Source organism: Micromonospora sp. LOL_013 (assembly GCF_048060315.1).
Classification (GTDB): Bacteria; Actinomycetota; Actinomycetes; order Mycobacteriales; family Micromonosporaceae; genus Micromonospora_E.
In genome coordinates this window covers 62,731-78,866 of record NZ_JBHMIQ010000006.1, presented here as the reverse complement: position 1 = coordinate 78,866, position 16,136 = coordinate 62,731, and the positions used below count along the sequence as shown (strand labels likewise).

Annotated in this window: 9 protein-coding genes; 7 read left to right on the top strand and 2 right to left on the bottom strand. The window is 68.5% G+C overall.

Annotation, left to right across the window (positions count from 1 at the left end; all coding sequences use genetic code 11):
* Window positions 1–40: 40 nt before the first annotated feature.
* Together ACFHWS_RS06025 and ACFHWS_RS06020 are read right to left on the bottom strand one after the other, a co-directional pair.
* The gene (locus ACFHWS_RS06025) at window positions 41–1,015 is read right to left on the bottom strand and encodes a glycosyltransferase family 2 protein (RefSeq protein WP_416567789.1); all 975 of its coding nucleotides are present in this window, start codon (window positions 1,013–1,015) and stop codon (window positions 41–43) included.
* Window positions 1,012–1,821, bottom strand: coding sequence for a WecB/TagA/CpsF family glycosyltransferase (locus tag ACFHWS_RS06020; RefSeq protein WP_416567788.1), 810 nt, complete (start codon window positions 1,819–1,821; stop codon window positions 1,012–1,014). Before ACFHWS_RS06020 ends, ACFHWS_RS06025 begins: the two co-directional genes overlap by 4 nt.
* A gap of 249 nt (window positions 1,822–2,070) precedes the next feature.
* On the opposite strand from ACFHWS_RS06020, the gene ACFHWS_RS06015 reads away from it, so the two are divergent.
* The 7 genes from ACFHWS_RS06015 (at window position 2,071) to ACFHWS_RS05985 (ending at window position 16,126) form a co-directional block, all read left to right on the top strand.
* Window positions 2,071–2,976 (top strand): glycosyltransferase, encoded by a 906-nt coding sequence (locus ACFHWS_RS06015; RefSeq protein ID WP_416556196.1) that lies wholly within the window; start codon window positions 2,071–2,073, stop codon window positions 2,974–2,976.
* A gap of 432 nt (window positions 2,977–3,408) precedes the next feature.
* Window positions 3,409–5,343: a DUF4082 domain-containing protein gene (locus tag ACFHWS_RS06010; protein ID WP_416556151.1), complete on the top strand. Its 1,935-nt coding sequence runs from the start codon at window positions 3,409–3,411 to the stop codon at window positions 5,341–5,343.
* Window positions 5,344–5,647: 304 nt separating this feature from the next.
* The gene (locus tag ACFHWS_RS06005) at window positions 5,648–6,877 is read left to right on the top strand and encodes a hypothetical protein (RefSeq protein WP_416567787.1); all 1,230 of its coding nucleotides are present in this window, start codon (window positions 5,648–5,650) and stop codon (window positions 6,875–6,877) included.
* 19 nt (window positions 6,878–6,896) lie between these two features.
* The gene (locus tag ACFHWS_RS06000) at window positions 6,897–8,267 is read left to right on the top strand and encodes an O-antigen ligase family protein (RefSeq protein ID WP_416567786.1); all 1,371 of its coding nucleotides are present in this window, start codon (window positions 6,897–6,899) and stop codon (window positions 8,265–8,267) included.
* A gap of 285 nt (window positions 8,268–8,552) precedes the next feature.
* Window positions 8,553–13,277, top strand: a complete 4,725-nt coding sequence (locus ACFHWS_RS05995; RefSeq protein WP_416567785.1) for a DUF4082 domain-containing protein — start codon at window positions 8,553–8,555, stop codon at window positions 13,275–13,277.
* A gap of 67 nt (window positions 13,278–13,344) precedes the next feature.
* The gene (locus ACFHWS_RS05990) at window positions 13,345–14,559 is read left to right on the top strand and encodes a glycosyltransferase (RefSeq protein WP_416567784.1); all 1,215 of its coding nucleotides are present in this window, start codon (window positions 13,345–13,347) and stop codon (window positions 14,557–14,559) included.
* A complete protein-coding gene (locus ACFHWS_RS05985; RefSeq protein ID WP_416556156.1) occupies window positions 14,549–16,126 on the top strand; it encodes a lipopolysaccharide biosynthesis protein in 1,578 nt (525 codons plus the stop codon). The genes ACFHWS_RS05990 and ACFHWS_RS05985 overlap by 11 nt, the downstream gene beginning before the upstream one ends.
* Window positions 16,127–16,136 lie beyond the last annotated feature (10 nt).

The following is a 16,136-nucleotide window of genomic DNA, read 5'->3' as shown; positions in this document are numbered from 1 at the left end:
CGCCGCACGACGTGCCTGCGGGGTGGGTCGGCCGGGGCGGTCAGCCGGCCGGTTCGAGCCGTTCGGTGGTCGGCCGATCCTCCTCGACCGGCGGGTAGCCGGCCGCCCAGTCGCGGCGGGAGCGCCAGACCTCGATCCAGTCGACGCCCCGGGACCGGTCCCGGCCGAGCAGCGTCTTGCCCACCGCCCGTAGGCCGACCCCGGCGACCAGCAGCCGGACAGCGGTCCAGGACCGCAGCGGCGACCAGTGCCGCCGGACGTAGGTGGCCTTGCCGCGCAGGATCCGGATCCGTTGCCCCTCGGAGCTGGACGAGGCGCCGACCAGGTGCACCACCTGAGCGGACGGGGTCAGCACCGGGCGGGCACCCAGCGCCCTGGCCCGGGTGCTGAGGTCGATGTCCTCGCTGTAGAGGAAGTACTGCGGGTCGAAGCCGCCGAGTCGGCCGAACAGCTCCCGCTCAATCAGCAGCATGCAGCCGGACAGCGCCGGCACCTCGCGTACCGACTGGCGGTCGTAACCGGGCAGCGCCTCCGGATCCGCCCAGGCCCGGCCGCGGAACACGGTCGACAGCCCGCTGGCGAAGCCGAAGATGCTCCACACCGTGGGCGTGCCCCAGCAGGAGTAGTTGTCGTCGGTGCCGTCGGGGTGCAGGGTGCGCCCGGTGTACAGGCCGTGACCGGGGTGCCGGTCGGCGAAGGTGACCAGCTCGGTGACCGGATGGCCGACCGGAACGGTGTCCGGGTTGAGACAGAGCAGGTAGCGCCCGGTGCTGACCGCCGCCCCACGGTTGATGCCTCGGCCGAACCCGACGTTCTCCGTCAGCCGTACCAGGCGGACCTGCGGGAACCGGTCGGCGATGGTGTCGGCGGAGCCGTCGGTGGAGGCGTTGTCGACCACCACCACCTCCGCTGTGACGTCCGGGGTCAGGCTCGCGTACAGCTCGGTCAGGCAGCGCACGATCAGCTGGCTCGTGTTGTACGAGACGATGACGACCGAGACGTCGGGGCGGCTCACGGGCGGTTCCCGGAGCCGACCGGGTCGGGACGGTTGGCGTCCTGGCTGTCCTGGCTGTCCCGGGGGGCCGGGATGTGCCGGGTCGGCGGGAGCGCAGACTCGCTGCCGGTGTTCGTGGCCCGGTCGCCGCGCCGCAACCGGGTTCGGACGCTGCCGCCGAGCAACTGCAGCGCGAACGGTACGTCGTGCAGCAGGTAGCGGCGGGAGAGCCGGTGTGGCTCGCGGAGCAGCCGGTGCATCCATTCCAACCCGGTGCGCTGCATCCACCGGGGGGCCCGACGGTGTACCCCGGCGACGAAGCCGATCGCCGCTCCGCAACCCATGAACCAGGTGTTCGGCAGCATCGGCCGGAGCCGGGCGATGAGCCGTTCCTGTTTGGGGAAGCCGAGCCCGACGAAGATCAGGTCCGGTCGGGCGGCGGCCACCTCGGCGCAGATCTGGGTGAGTTGCTCCTCGGACCGGTCGAACCCGAACGGCGGGCTGAGCTTGCCGGCGATGGTGAGCTGGGGGAACTCGCGACGGAGTACGGCGGCGGCCTGCACCGCCGTGCCCGGCTCGCCACCGAGCAGGTAGACCGACCGGCGCTGTTCGCCGAGCGCCCGGGACAGGCTCCAGATCAGGTCGGATCCGGGGACCCGGGCCGGCAGCGGGTCACCGCTGATCCGGCTGGCCCAGATTAGTGGCGCACCGTCTGCGACTACCAGAGTTGATGACTCTATGTGTCTGTGACACTCCTCTTCGCGGCTGGCGCGGCGCAGAATATCCACATTCGGGGTGATGATCTGGCCGCCGGTGCCGGCGTCCAACGCGACGACGACGTGGCGGATGACGTCTTCTTCTCGAACGGGATCAAAAGCGACATTGCTCAGAGTGATCCGATGCCTATTTGCGGTAACGGGGTACTGGTCACGAGGCACAAGCTGCACCGTACTCGGCGTAGTGGTCCACCGGATGGGCCAATCGGTGTCAGCTAGGCGATAGTGAGGTTGCCCATTCGACTGGTTGTCGCATCGTCCGTGAATGGAAGCATCGTGGTTGTGCAGATTACCGTCATCATGCCGGCCTTCAACGAGGAAGAAGGGATCGGCCCAGTCTTGCGTGCAATGACCGAATCGCCGTCCTTCGGGCCGGACGTCGAGATCATCGTGGCCGCCAACGGCTGCACCGACCGGACCGCGGCGGTCGCCCGGTCCTGCGGCGCCCGGGTGCTGGAGATCACCGCGCCGTCGAAAATCGCCGCGCTCAACGCCGCCGACGAGATCGCCGGGGGAGACGTCCGGATCTATCTGGACGCGGACATCGCGGTATCGGTGGAACTTCTACGCGCGCTCGCCGTCGTGATCGCCGAACCCGGCGTGGAGGCGGCGGCGCCGCGACCGGTGATCGACACCTCGGCGAGTACCTGGCCGGTGCGGGCCTACTACGCGATCAATGCGCGGTTGCCGATATTCAGCGGCCGTCTCTTCGGCCGTGGGTTGATCGCGATCTCCGCCGCTGCGCGGGCGAGATTCACCGATTTTCCGGACATTATCGCCGACGACATGTTTCTCGACGCAGTGGTCAGATCCGACGAAAAGCGGGACGTTGACCTGCCCGTACGGGTGGTGGCACCGCGGCGTACGGGTGAGTTGGTCCGGCGAGTGGCCAGATCTCGTGCCGGTAACGCCGAGTTCTGGGAGTTCGTCCGAACGGATCCGCAGGGCGCCGAGTTGGCGCTTGATCCGGTGCCCGGTTCCCGTCCCTGGTCCTGGTTGCGGCGGGTCGTACTCACGGCGCCACATCTTGTTCCGGCAGCGTTCTGTTATGTGGCGATCACCTTTGCTGCAGAGTTGAGGCGGCGTTCTCCTGGATGGAGCGTGCGCTCCGGTTGGGGACGGACCACCGCCGGTTCGCCGACCGGTGATGCCGCTGATCCACTCTCGGCGGTCGACGCCTCCGGATCCGGCCCGACTGGCCGGTAAATGATCTCGATCTGTCGATGTACGAGGTGAGTGAATTTCACCATTCACGTCGGCTGCGAGTGGGCTCAGGGCCGTGCCAGCTTGCCATAAGAGAGCATTAAGTTCCTTGGGAAGGTCCGTGGCCTGGGTTAACGTCAGCCTCGGCCCCGGTCGGTCGGCGTAGTTCGCTGCGTACCGTCGGGACGGGGAGTGCCTGGGGGAGATCCGCCGAACGCAATACCGACAACGGACCATGTCCCGAGAGGTGTACATCTCGTGGTGAGCAAGGATTCTTTTGAGCCGGACGGGGGGCGGGACGAACCGATCCCGGGATCGTCCACGGCCAGTTCGTCCGGTTTACCCGGGTCGCCGCGCGCCCGGCGGGCCGGTCGCCCGTCGCCGCGCCCCACCGCCGAATCCGGCCCGGGCGCGACCGGCCGGCACGCGAGCTCGGTGGGGTCGAGTCGCGGCCGGCGTCGGATGCTGCGTCGCCCCACCGGCCGTCGCGGCCGGCTGGTGATGATCAGCGCGGTGGTGGTCAGCTTCCTCGCCACCGCGACGGTGGTCACCGCCTCGGTCGCTGGGGAGCAGGTCGACGGCTTCACCCTGTTCGCCGAGACGGACGTGTCCCGGGTGCCGGTCGACCCGGACACCCGGCCGGTGGAGCTCGGCGTGCGGTTCACCGCCGACCGCGACGGGGTGGTCACCGCGGTGCGTTTCCTCAAAGCCAAGGGGGACCGCGGTCTACACCGGGTCAACCTGTGGACTGCGGACGGCGAGCGGCTGGCGACCGCCGTACCGAAGCGGGAATCCCGCTCCGGTTGGCAGCATGTCGCGCTGCCCGAGCCGGTCGAGGTCGAGGCGGGCGAGGTGTACATCGCCTCGTACCACACCAGCCGGTACCGGGCCACCCAGCGCTACTTCGAACGACCGGTGTCCGCCGGTCCGCTGCGGGCCGACGGCACCGCTGGCGTCTACGCCTACGGATCGGGTGGTTTCCCTCGCCAGACCTGGAAGGCCAGCAACTACTGGGTCGACCTCGCCTTCGAGCCGACCGGATCGCAACAGCCGGAACCGTCGCCGTCGCCGACGGCCTCCGCTGAGCCGTCGCCGACACCGTCGCCGTCGGCCAGCCCGACCGCTACCCCGTCGGCCAGCCCGTCGGCCTCGCCGACCGACGGTACGCCGGCCGTGCTCGACCTGCCCCGGGTGCCGTGGGAGGGCGGCCCCGCGTACTACGCGAACTTCCCGCAGGCCCGTGCCTCCGGCTGGACCGACCCGTCGTTCTTCCCGATCGGCGTCTGGTACGAGGGTGTGTACACCCAGCAGGACATCGACCGGGACAAGGCGGCCGGCCTCAACACCTACGTCATGCTCACCGACCAGTCGGATGTCGCGTTGATCAGGCGCAACGACATGTACGCCTTTATCCCGCAGCCGTTCAGCGACCGGGGCAACGAGAGCGTCGGCTGGGTGATCGGTGACGAAGCGGATATGTGGGGCGGGCCGGGCAACGGTACGTGGACCGGAAACTACCCCGGCCAGGGTCCGATCTGCGCGTCAAGCCGGGACGGCTGCGGGCTGGACGTGATGAAGAAGGAGTCGGGCACCGTTCCGTCCGGTGACCGTGGGTTGCGCTACGCCAACTACGGCAAGGGCGTGATGTTCTGGCAGTCCGACTCCGACGCCGGCAAGTTCGTCAACGGCTTCAGCTCGGTCGTCTCCAACGACATCTACTGGTACACCGACCCGCACGTCTGCACCGCCGCGGCGGAGGGACCGACGTACGGCGTGAACAAGGACAACTGCCGGCGGGCGGCCAACTACGGGCTGACCATGCAGCGGATGCGTGAACTTGACGCGATGGACGGCAAGCGGCAGCCGGTGTGGGCCTTCGTCGAGGTGGGGCACCCGTTCACTGAGGACTGGGCACCGACCATCACCGGTGCACAAATCGCCGGCGCGGTGATGAACTCGGTGATCAACGAGGCTCGGGGCATCCAGTACTTCAACCACAACTTCGGCGGGCCGTGCCTCTCGCAGCACGTGCTGCGAGAGCAGTGCGGTGACGCGGTCCGCCCGGCCGTGGCCGAGGTGAACAAGCGCATCACCAGTCTGGCACCGGTGCTGAACACCCAGTCCTACGAGTGGGAGTTCAACAACGGGCTGGACACGATGCTCAAGGCCCACGACGGCTCGTTCTACGTCTTCGCGATGCTCGGCAAGGACACCCCGACCGGCGGCCACTCGCTGGCGCTGCCGCCCGGCGTGACCGGTGACACCGCCGAGGTGCTGTTCGAGAACCGTTCGGTGCCGATCAGTGGGGGTGCGATCCGGGACACCTTCGCCGAGGAGTACAGCTACCACATTTACAAGATCACGCCGTAAGGTCCGATTCGATGGGCCGGGTGGACGCTAGCGGCGTCCACCCGGCCCATCGCTCTGTCCCCCTGACAGCCGGTTCGGAGCTGCCGCCTTGGCGACTGTCGGTACGGTTCAATCGTTCGGTGTGGCGTAACGGGACATATGTCCGGCATGAGGCGGCGGTCGGAGGCTTGCGGATCTGCCGTGCCCGGCCGGACACTGAACCCGGCGGGGGCCCCGATGTCCTACGCCGCACCCGCATGCTTCTCGGCTGGCCATACGATGGAAGACGAGCGCCCCGACCTCGCCACCCAATGGAAGGACAGCAGTGGACTTTTGGGATCTCACCAAACTGCTGTTCCGGCGCTGGTACGTCGCGACGCCGCTGTTGCTCATCTCGGTCGCTGCGGCCGGATGGACGCGAATGGCCGTCGAGCCGGACTACATCGCGACCTCCTACGTCCAGTTGATCCCGCCTACTGCGGCCAATACCGCTCCGGACGAGGACGCCCCCACTACTCCCCGTAACCCCTGGCTGGAGCTGGGGCTGGGGTCGCTGAGCCGGGCCGCTGCCCTCACCGTGCAGGACCAGGCCGTGCTCAAGCAACTGGACGCCGCCGGCCTCAGCGAGAACGTCGCGATCACCCTCGACAACCAGCAGCCGATCATGACGATTGAGGTGGTCGGCGAGTCCGAGGACCAGGCCACCGAGACGACTGAGGAGGTCGTCCGCCGGTTGGAGGCGAGCGTGGTCGGGCTGCAGGCCGACTACGGCGCGAGCGAGGAGAGCTTCATCACCGCTCGCCGTCTCGACCGGGGCGACAACATCCAGGAGGCCAACTCCAAGGTCAACCGGGCGACGATCGCGGTCGCCGGGGTCGGCGTCCTGCTCAGCGCGGCGCTCACCATCGGGATCGACGGTCTGCTGCGGCGCCGCCGGCCCCGACCGGTGGCCGCCGTGCCGGTCACCACCGGCACCGACGAGACGATCACCATCCCACCGATGGCCGGGCGGACCGATCAGACGCGGTCGGTGTCGCGCCCACAGCCGGTCCCGCGCCCCCGGGCGAGTGACCGCGACGGCGCGGCGGCGAGTAAGCCCGGCGGTGTCTACAGCTCCGGCAACGCCTCGCAGGGTCGCCAGGAGAGCCGTTCAATGAGCCGTCCGGATGAGCATCGCAGCGCCGAGTCGTCGCCGGGTGAGGCACCGGTGGCCGGTAGCGGGTTGGTCGGCGGTCCGGTGCAGATCGGCGGGCTGGTTGGCAACGGCTCGCTGACCTTCCGAGCGGTTGACGACCGGGCCGACAGCGCTGACGGGGAGACCTCCGGATCGCAGCCGACCGCACCGCAGCCCACGCAGCAACGGCCAGCTACTCCGCAACAGCCGCCCCAGCCGCAGCCAGCCACCCAGCAGCCGGTCACGCCGTCGACCAACGACGAGACGGCGGTGATCCGCGCGGTCCGCGACGACGCGACGATTATCCTGCCCAAGTCCGGTGCTGGCGGTGAGCAGTGGACGCCGTCGGAGACGTCCAAGAACGGCAGCCAGGCACGATGACCGAGGGCAGGATCCGGTGATGTCGTCCGGGGTGCACCCGGCAGACCTCGAACCGGCGTGGATCAGCGAACGCACTTATGTGACCCGCCGCAGGCTGACCAGGATCGACGCGCCGGTCATGTTGTCGCTCATGGTCTGCCTGCTGACGCTGATCCCGTCGCACCTCATTCTGCCGGGAATGACCGATCTGGGGCGCCCGGCGCTGGTCGTGGCGATCCTGATGTGGTTCTGGTGGATGACGGCCCGGCTCAACTCGCGGTTGGTGCTCACCGGGCCGCAACCGCTGCGTTGGGCGATCCTGGCCTTCCTGCTGTCGATGCTGCTGTCGTACGCCATCGGATTCCTCCGCGGGCTGACCGTGATGGAGGCGAACTCGGCGGACCGCTGGATGCTGACCGCTGCGGCGATCTCCGGGGTGATCCTGTTGACCGCCGACGGCATGCCAAACTGGGACCGTCTCGACGGCGTACTGCGGGTGTTTGTCTACTGCTGTGCCTTCGTCGCCGTGGTTGGGCTGATTCAGGCATTCTTGTACTTTGATCTGACCCAGTACATGCGGGTACCCGGCCTGCAGATGAAAGGCTGGGTCGTCGGCCTGGAGATTCGTGGCGGCGGCGTACGGGTGCCCAGCACAACCTTCCATTACATCGAGTTCAGCCTGTTGATGGCGATGTCTCTTCCGTTCGCGATCCACTTTGCACGCTTTTCGGCCACCTCTCGACAGCGGCAGATGTTCGCACTCCTGGCGTTGCTCATCGCTGCGGCCATCCCGGCGACGATGTCCCGGACCGGATTCGTGGCGTTGGCGATCGTGCTGCTCGTGCTGATGCCCATCTGGGCGTGGCGCATGCGCTACAACATGATGGTGCTGGGTCTCGTCATGTTCGCCGGAATGGCTGTGGTGAAGCCGTCACTCGTCACCACGATCACCAACATGTTCCTCGGAGCGAGTACGGACCCGAGCATCACCTCGCGGACCGAGCGGTACGATATGGTCGGGTACTACTTCACACAACGACCGTGGTTCGGGCGGGGGACCGGGACCTGGGTGTCCCCCCAGTACCAGTACCTCGACAACCAGTGGCTCGCCTTCGCCCTGACCAACGGCGTGATCGGGGTCATGGTGCTCGCCGCGTTGCACGTCACCGCGATCGTCGTCGCGCTACTCGCCAGGCGCAGGTCGACGTCGGAGCGTGACCGGCACCTCTGCTCGATCCTCGTCGCGGTTCAGTTGGTTGCGATCGCGGCGGGCTTCACCTTCGACTCGCTGAGCTTCAGCACCTACGCAACGGCGATGTCGTTGATGGTGGGCATGTGCGGTGCTGTGTGGCGGCTCAGTCACCCGGCGTTGAAGGTGCGGACGTCAACGCCCCAGTGGTTCGGTTCATAACGAGGCCGGTGCCAGTGCCGGTGCCCGAGAAGCTCGGTTCTTCGGCCACCTCGGTCGTCGATCCGACATCTCAAAGAATGTCTATTGATTAACCGTATGAATGCGGATCATTACACGTTGTCCGTGGCTTGGTTGTCCGAATGGGTGATGGGTGGGCTGTCCGGGTCGCGCCGAGGGTCAGATGCATGCCCGGTTGTGAGCTTGGCTCACGCTGGTAGCGTCGGCGCTGCGTAGCTGGGGGAGGCGCGCGGTATCGCGTTGGGCTGGCTCCTGAAGGGACATTCGGTGAGGGCGGGCGTATTTAAATTTTTTGATCGTGGCAGCCGGCACTTCGTCGTCGTCGCGACCGCCGTCGTCATGATGGCGACCCTGATGATCGCGATGCCGGCGGCATCTGCGTCCACCGATCCATGCGCACCTCCGGTCAACGTGATCGCCTGTGAGAACAGCAAGTCGGGAACGCCGAGTTCGGTATGGGATATTTCCGGGGTCGGTGACCCAACGATCCAGGGCTTCGCAACCTCTATAAGCGTGAACGTCGGGGAACAAATCGGTTTCAAGGTGCGCACCGAGGCGTCCGCGTACACAATCAAGGTCTACCGGCTCGGCTGGTACGGCGGTGACGGCGCACGGGAGTGGGCCACGCTGACCCCGAGCCTGCCGTTGGTGGCCAACACCGACGCGGACTGCGTGCGCGCCACCGACACCCAAATTTTCGACTGCGGCACCTGGCAGGTCGGCGCTACCTGGGACGTGCCGGCCGACGCCGTATCCGGGGTCTACATTGCCCGACTCATCCGCTCGGACACCGGTGGTGACAGCCACATCCCGTTCATCGTGCGAGACGACACCAGCACCTCGCAGCTGGTGTTCCAGACCTCCGACACCACCTGGCAGGCGTACAACCGTTACGGCGGAGCGGACTTCTACTGGGGCGAAGGTCCGGCGTACCGCGCCTACAAGCTGAGCTACAACCGGCCGTTCGCCACCCGCGGCGCTCAGCAGGGGCGCGACTTCCTCTTCTCCAACGAGTATCCGATGATCCGCTTCCTGGAGCGCAACGGATACGACGTCAGCTATGTCAGTGGGCTCGACGCGGACGTCCGCGGTGAACTGCTGCTCAACCACGAGGTGTACGTCTCCGTCGGGCACGACGAGTACTGGTCCCCGCAGCAGCGGGCCAACGTCGAGGCAGCCCGCGACGCCGGAGTGCACCTGGCGTTCTTCACCGGCAACGAGGTCTACTGGAAGGTCCGCTGGGAGGACAGCGTCGACGGTGACGGTACGCCGTACCGTACCCTGGTCTGCTACAAGGAGACCTGGAACAACGCGCGGATCGACCCGTCGGACGAGTGGACCGGCGTGTGGCGTGACCCACGCTTTCCGACCGGCGAGGTGCGCGAGCCGGAAAACGCGCTGGTCGGCAACCTCTACATGGCCAACAACACCGACCTGGCCATGCAGGTCCCCGCCGAGCAGGGCAGGCTGCGGTTCTGGCGGCACACCGGCGTGGCCGAGCTGGCTCCGGGCCAGACCGCCACCCTCGCGCCGCACACCGTCGGCTACGAGTCCAACGAGGACCTGGACAACGGCTTCCGGCCGGCCGGCACCTTCCGGCTCTCCACCACCACCGGCCATACCCCTGAGTACCTGGTCGGTTACGGTCCGGAGAGCAAGCCGGGGGAGACCACCCACCACATGACCATGTACCGGGCACCGAGCGGTGCGTTGGTCTTCGGGGCCGGCACCATCCAATGGGCGTGGGGGCTCGACGCCTACCACGACGGTGGCTCGGGTGCGCCCGCCGACGACGCGATCCAGCAGGCCACGATCAACCTCTTCGCCGACATGGGCGCGGCCCCGACCACCCCGATGAGCGGCATCGTGGTGACCAGCCAGTCCGTCGACGCGCTGGCACCCACCGCGACGATCACCGGACCGACCGACGGCAGCTCCGTGGCCCACGGCGCGCCGGTCACGGTCACCGGCACCGCCTCCGACGCCGGCGGCGGGCTGGTCGCCGGCGTCGAGGTCTCTACCGACGGCGGCGGCACCTGGCACCCGGTCACCACCGGTACGCATTCCTGGACCTACGAGTTCCTGCCCACCGACACCGCCGCACACGTGGTGCTGGCGCGGGCAGTCGACGACAGCGGCAACCTGGGCACACCGTCCGACCCGGTCGCCCTGTCGGTCTCCGGACCGTACTCGTTGTTCGGCGAGGCGGTGCCGGACACCCCGGCGTTCGTCGAGACCGACAATGGCAGGCCAGACGGCGAGCCGCTGAGCACTCAGCCGGCGGTCGAGGTCGGGGTGCGGTTCACTCCTCAGATCGACGGTCTGGTCACCGGCCTGCGCTTCTACAAGGGCGAGGGTAACGGTGGCGAGCACCGTGGCACGCTCTGGACCAACGGTGGTTCGGTGCTGGCCACGGCAGTCTTCACCGCCGAGACCGAGACTGGCTGGCAGCAGGTGAGCCTGCCGACCCCGGTCCCGGTCTCCGCCGGCACCAGCTACGTGGTCTCCTACTTCGCACCGGAAGGGCGGTACGCCAGCGACGGCGGCTACTTCCTGACCGATCACGTCTCGGGACCCCTGCTGGCACCCGCCACTGCAGGCCCGGTGGGCAACGGTGTCTACCGGGAGGACGGACCCGGCTTCCCGAACAACTCGTGGGGTTCGACGAACTACTACGCCGACGTGACCTTCGTGACCGCCGACGACGCACCGCCCACGGTGTCGTCGACGGTGCCGATCGCGGACGCGGCGAACGTGCCGGCGGATGTGACCCCGTCGATCGTGTTCAGCAAGCCGGTTGACGAGGCCAGCATCGAGTTCACTCTGGCCGGCCCGGCCGACGAGCCGGTGGCGGGTGCCGTCAATTACGACGCTGCGGCCCGCCGGGCCACCTTCACCCCGGTGGTGCCGCTGACCGAGCAGACCACCTATACCGCGACGGTTACCGCACGTGACGACGCCGACGTGCCGATGAACGCGCCGTACTCGTGGTCGTTCACCTCGAGCTTCTCCGATCAGGTGGTGACCCTGTTCGAGCCGGACGTGGTCCCGCAACATCCCTCGGTCGGGGAGAGCGACCCGGTGGAGGTGGGCGTCAAGTTCACCCCGTCGGTGGACGGTGAGGTGGTCGGGATGCGGTTCTACCGTGGGCCTGGGAACACCGGTAGTCAGGTCGGTCGGTTGTGGCCGGTCGGTGGTGGTGCGCCGCTGGCGGAGGTGACGTTCCCGGAGGGCGGCGGTACGGGCTGGCAGGCGGCGGCGTTCGCTGAGCCGGTGGCGGTGTCGGCGGGTACGACGTACGTGTTGTCGTACTATGCGCCGAACGGCAACTACGCCTACGACCCCGGATTCTTCGACTCCGGCTACAGCCGTGGCCCGCTGACCGCCACCGCGGAGAACAACGGTGTCTTCAACTACACCGCCGGTGGTGGCTTCCCGACCCAGACCTACGGTGCGGCGAACTACTGGGTCGACCCGTACTTCCTGCCGACCGGTGACGGTTCGTCCCCGTCGCCCTCCCCGTCGTCGTCCGGCCGGCCGGACGAGAGCGGACCGGCGGTGACCGCGACGGTGCCGACACCCGGTGCCACCGGGGTGGCTGCCGAGACGGTGGTCTCCGCCCACTTCGACATCGACATCGACGAGTCGTCGCTGGAGTTCGAGCTGGTCGACGCGGCGTCCGAGCCGGTTGCCGGCACGGTCGGCTACGACGGCGCGACCCGGCTCGCCACGTTCACCTCGGACACCGCACTGCGGTCGCTGCACACCTACACCGCATCGGTGCGGGCCAGCAGCGACGGGACGACGATGGCGCAGCCGTACACCTGGTCGTTCACCACGACCTACGGCGACGACGTGGTGACCCTGTTCGAGCCGGACGCGGTTCCGCAGCAGTCCTCGGTCGGGGAGAGCGACCCGGTGGAGGTGGGCGTCAAGTTCACCCCGTCGGTGGACGGTGAGGTGGTCGGGATGCGGTTCTACCGTGGGCCTGGGAACACCGGTAGTCAGGTCGGTCGGTTGTGGCCGGTCGGTGGTGGTGCGCCGCTGGCGGAGGTGACGTTCCCGGAGGGCGGCGGTACGGGCTGGCAGGCGGCGGCGTTCGCTGAGCCGGTGGCGGTGTCGGCGGGTACGACGTACGTGTTGTCGTACTATGCGCCGAACGGTAACTATGCGTTCAATGCCGGGTTCTTCGGCTCCGGCTACAGCCGTGGCCAGTTGAGCGCACCGGCGGGTGACAACGGGGTTTACCGGTACGGTTCCGGCGGCGGGTTCCCGACCGGGACGTACAACTCTGCCAACTACTGGGTCGACCCGATGTACGTACCCGGTGCCGGTGACCCCGACCCCGACCCGACGCCGACGCCGACCACCAGCCCGTCACCGGCAGGACCGTCGCCGTCGCCGTCGACCGGGCCCAGTCCGACCGCGGAGCCGACCCCGACCGGGTCTCCGTCGCCGAGCCCCGAATCGACTCCGAGCCCCGAACCGACTCCGAGCCCCGATCCGTCGGTGCCGCCGGTCAGCATCTTCGGCCCGGAGGACGTGCCTGCGGCGGTGAACTGGGCTGACGAGGACGCAGTCGAGGTGGGGGTGCGGTTCCGCTCCGACGTCGCCGGTCAGGTCACCGGTGTCCGGTTCTACAAGGGCCCAGCCAACACCGGGACGCATCGCGGGTCGCTGTGGACGGCGGACGGTGTCCGGTTGGCGACGGCGGTGTTCACCGACGAGACGGAATCCGGTTGGCAGACAGTCACCTTTGATCAGCCGGTGCCCATTGTGGCGGACACCACCTATGTGGCCTCATACCACACATCGGTCGGCCAGTACGCCGTGACAGCCAACCAGTTCGCCGAAACCGAGCTGGACCGCTCGCCACTGCACGTGCTGGTCGGCGGGGGTGTGTACCACTACGACCCGTACGGCTGGGTGTTCCCCGGCCACTCGGTCAACCACAACTACTGGGTAGATGTCGTGTTCACGCCTAACACTTGAGGACAGTCGCGGCGAGGCCGTTGAATCATCGGCAGGGCGGCTCCGCCGAGACTGAAAGGGACAATAGGTGCGCATCCTCACATGCCTGCACACGATGGAGATCGGCGGGAGCCAGATCAACGCCATCGAGATCGCGGCGACCGTGGCCGGACTCGGGCACGAGGTGATCATCTACGGTCCGGACGGCGAGCTGCGAAGCATGGTCGACGAGTGGGGCCTGGAGTTCGTCCACGCGCCGCCGAAGGGCGAGGCGCCTTCACCGCGTAACGTCACCGCCATCGCCGACGTCGTCCGGCACCGTCGCATCGACCTGGTCCACGCCTACGAGTGGGCACCCACCTTGGAGGCCGCCTACGGCGCGTACCTGCGCCAAGGGGTGCCACTCGTGGTCACCGTGCTCTCCATGGAGGTGCCGGCCTGGGTGCCCCGGCATCTACCGCTGATTGTCGGGACCGAGCAGATCGCCGTACAGGAACGCCCACACCGGGCCGAGGTGCACGTCATCGAACCGCCGATCGACACTGACGCCAACGCTCCGGTCAGCGACCCCGGGCCGGCCCGACGAGCCCTCGGCGTCGCCGACGACGAGATCGTTGTGGTGTCGGTGTCCCGGTTGGCGGCGGCACTCAAACTCGAAGGACTGCTCGCCGCTACCCGGGCGATGGCCGGCATCGACCCGAAGCTGCGGATGCGGCTGCTGATCGTCGGCGACGGCGAGGCCCGCGCCGAGATCCAGCAGGCGGCCGACAAGGCCAACGCCGAGCGGGGCGCAGAGGTGGTCACCCTCACCGGCGCGATGCTCGACCCGCGTGACGCCTACGCCGCCGCCGACATCGTCATCGGCATGGGGTCGTCGGCGTTGCGCGCGATGGCCTTCGCCAAGCCGGTCGTCGTGCAGGGTGAGCAGGGGTTCTGGCTGCCGCTCACTCCGCAGACCCTGCCGGTCTTCCTCGACCAGGGATTCTACGGCCTCGGCGACGGCACCGACGGCACCGACCGGGTCGCCGCCGCGCTCACCGAACTCGCCACCGCCGAGCCCCGGCAGCGGGCCGAGCTCGGCGAGTTCGGCCGCCGTACCGTCGTCGAACGGTTCAGCCTGCAGGCCGCCGGCCGGCGGCAGGCGGACATCTACGCCCACGCGGCCGAGCAACGGCTGAATCTGCCGCGCCGGGCCGGGGCCATGGCCCATCCGACCGCCCACCTGCTCAACTTCAAGGCGAGTCTGGCCCGGCAGCGATTCGCTGCCGGTCGGAGCGCGGCCGGGAGCGGTAGTGACAGCTGAAGCAACGGCACCAGCTCCGCTCGGTGCCCGGGTCAAGCGCGCCCTCGCGTGGAGCACCCTGAACAGCATCGCCCTGCGGATCGGCAGCCTCGGCGTCGGCGTCCTGCTGGCCCGGCTGCTCGCTCCGGAGGAGTTCGGTGTCTTCGCGGTCGCGCTGACCGTGCAGACCATCGTGATGTCCCTGGCCGACCTCGGGATGAGCGCGGACATCATCCGGCACGGGGTGCAGGGCCGAGCCGGCACCGTCACCACCATCTCGTTGTTGACCAGCCTGGGCCTGGCCGGTGCGATGTCGCTGGCGGCCGGGCCGGTGTCGGCGGCGATGGACAGCCCGCAGGCCACCCGGGTGGTGCAGGTGATGTCGTTGACCCTGGTGCTCAGCGGCCTGTCGGTGGTGCCGTACGCGGTCATGCAGCGGGAGTTCCGGCAACGGGCCCAGCTCGGCCTCGACGGTGCCAGCCTGGTGGTGAGCACCACGGTCACGGTCGCCCTGGTGCTGCTCGGGTTCGGGGCGATGTCGCTGGCGATCTCCCGGGTGGTCGCCCAGTCGATGGTCACTGTACTGCAGTTCAAGCTGACTCGGTCCCGGCCGACGTTCGGGTTCGACTCGGCGGTGGCCCACAGCCTGATCCGGTTCGGCGTGCCGTTGGCCGGCGCCAACGTCCTGTCCTGGGTGGTGATGAACGTCGGTCACCTGACCGTCGGCGCCACTGCCGGAACGGTGATGCTCGGCCTCTACACTCTGGCGTTCAACATTTCCACCTGGCCGATGAGCGCCCTCGGGGTGGCGATCCGGGCGGTGGCGCTGCCGGCCTTCGCCACCGTGACCGATCCCCGGCGCAAGGCCGCCGGATTCGTCTCGGCCGCCGCGTTGACCTGGACCGTTGCGCTGCTCGTCGGCGTACTGCTGTCCGGGTTGGCCAGTGTCGTGGTGCCGTTGCTGTACGGTCAGCGCTGGTCGATGGCGGCCGACGCGTTGGCCGGTCTGGCCTTCTTCGGGGCGTTCCGGGTGCTGTTCGACCTGGTGGCGACCTACCTCATCGCAGTCGGCGCGAGCCGGGCGTTGTTCGTCGCCCAGGTGGTCTGGCTGGTCGCGCTCTTCCCCGCAGTGATCCTCGGCGTGCGCTGGTACGGCCTGGTCGGTGCCGGGTTCGGGCATGCGCTGGTCTGCGCGCTGATCATCCTGCCGATGTACGCGTTCGCGCTGCGTCGGCACGGCGTCCGACTGCGGGCGTTGGCCGGCGCGCTGGTGCTGCCGCTGGCCGTGGCGGTGCCCGCGGTGGCGCTCGGCCTGCTGATGGTGCGTACCGTGTCGGGCACGCTGTGGCAGTTGCTGGCCGGCGGTGCCGTTATGGCCGTGGCGTTCGCCGGGCCGTTGCTGCCCTGGCTGCGGCGCCGGCTGCGGGACCTCAAGGCGGCCGGCCAGGTCGCCGATCAGGTGGCTGACCAACCGGGCGGCGGCGAGCCAGCCGACTGTGGATCGAGTGACGACGGCCCGGCCACCGGTTCGCCCCCGCCGGTGCCGCCTGCCCCGACGACGCCGCTCGCCACGGCGGTCCGACCCTGAAAGAGGTGTA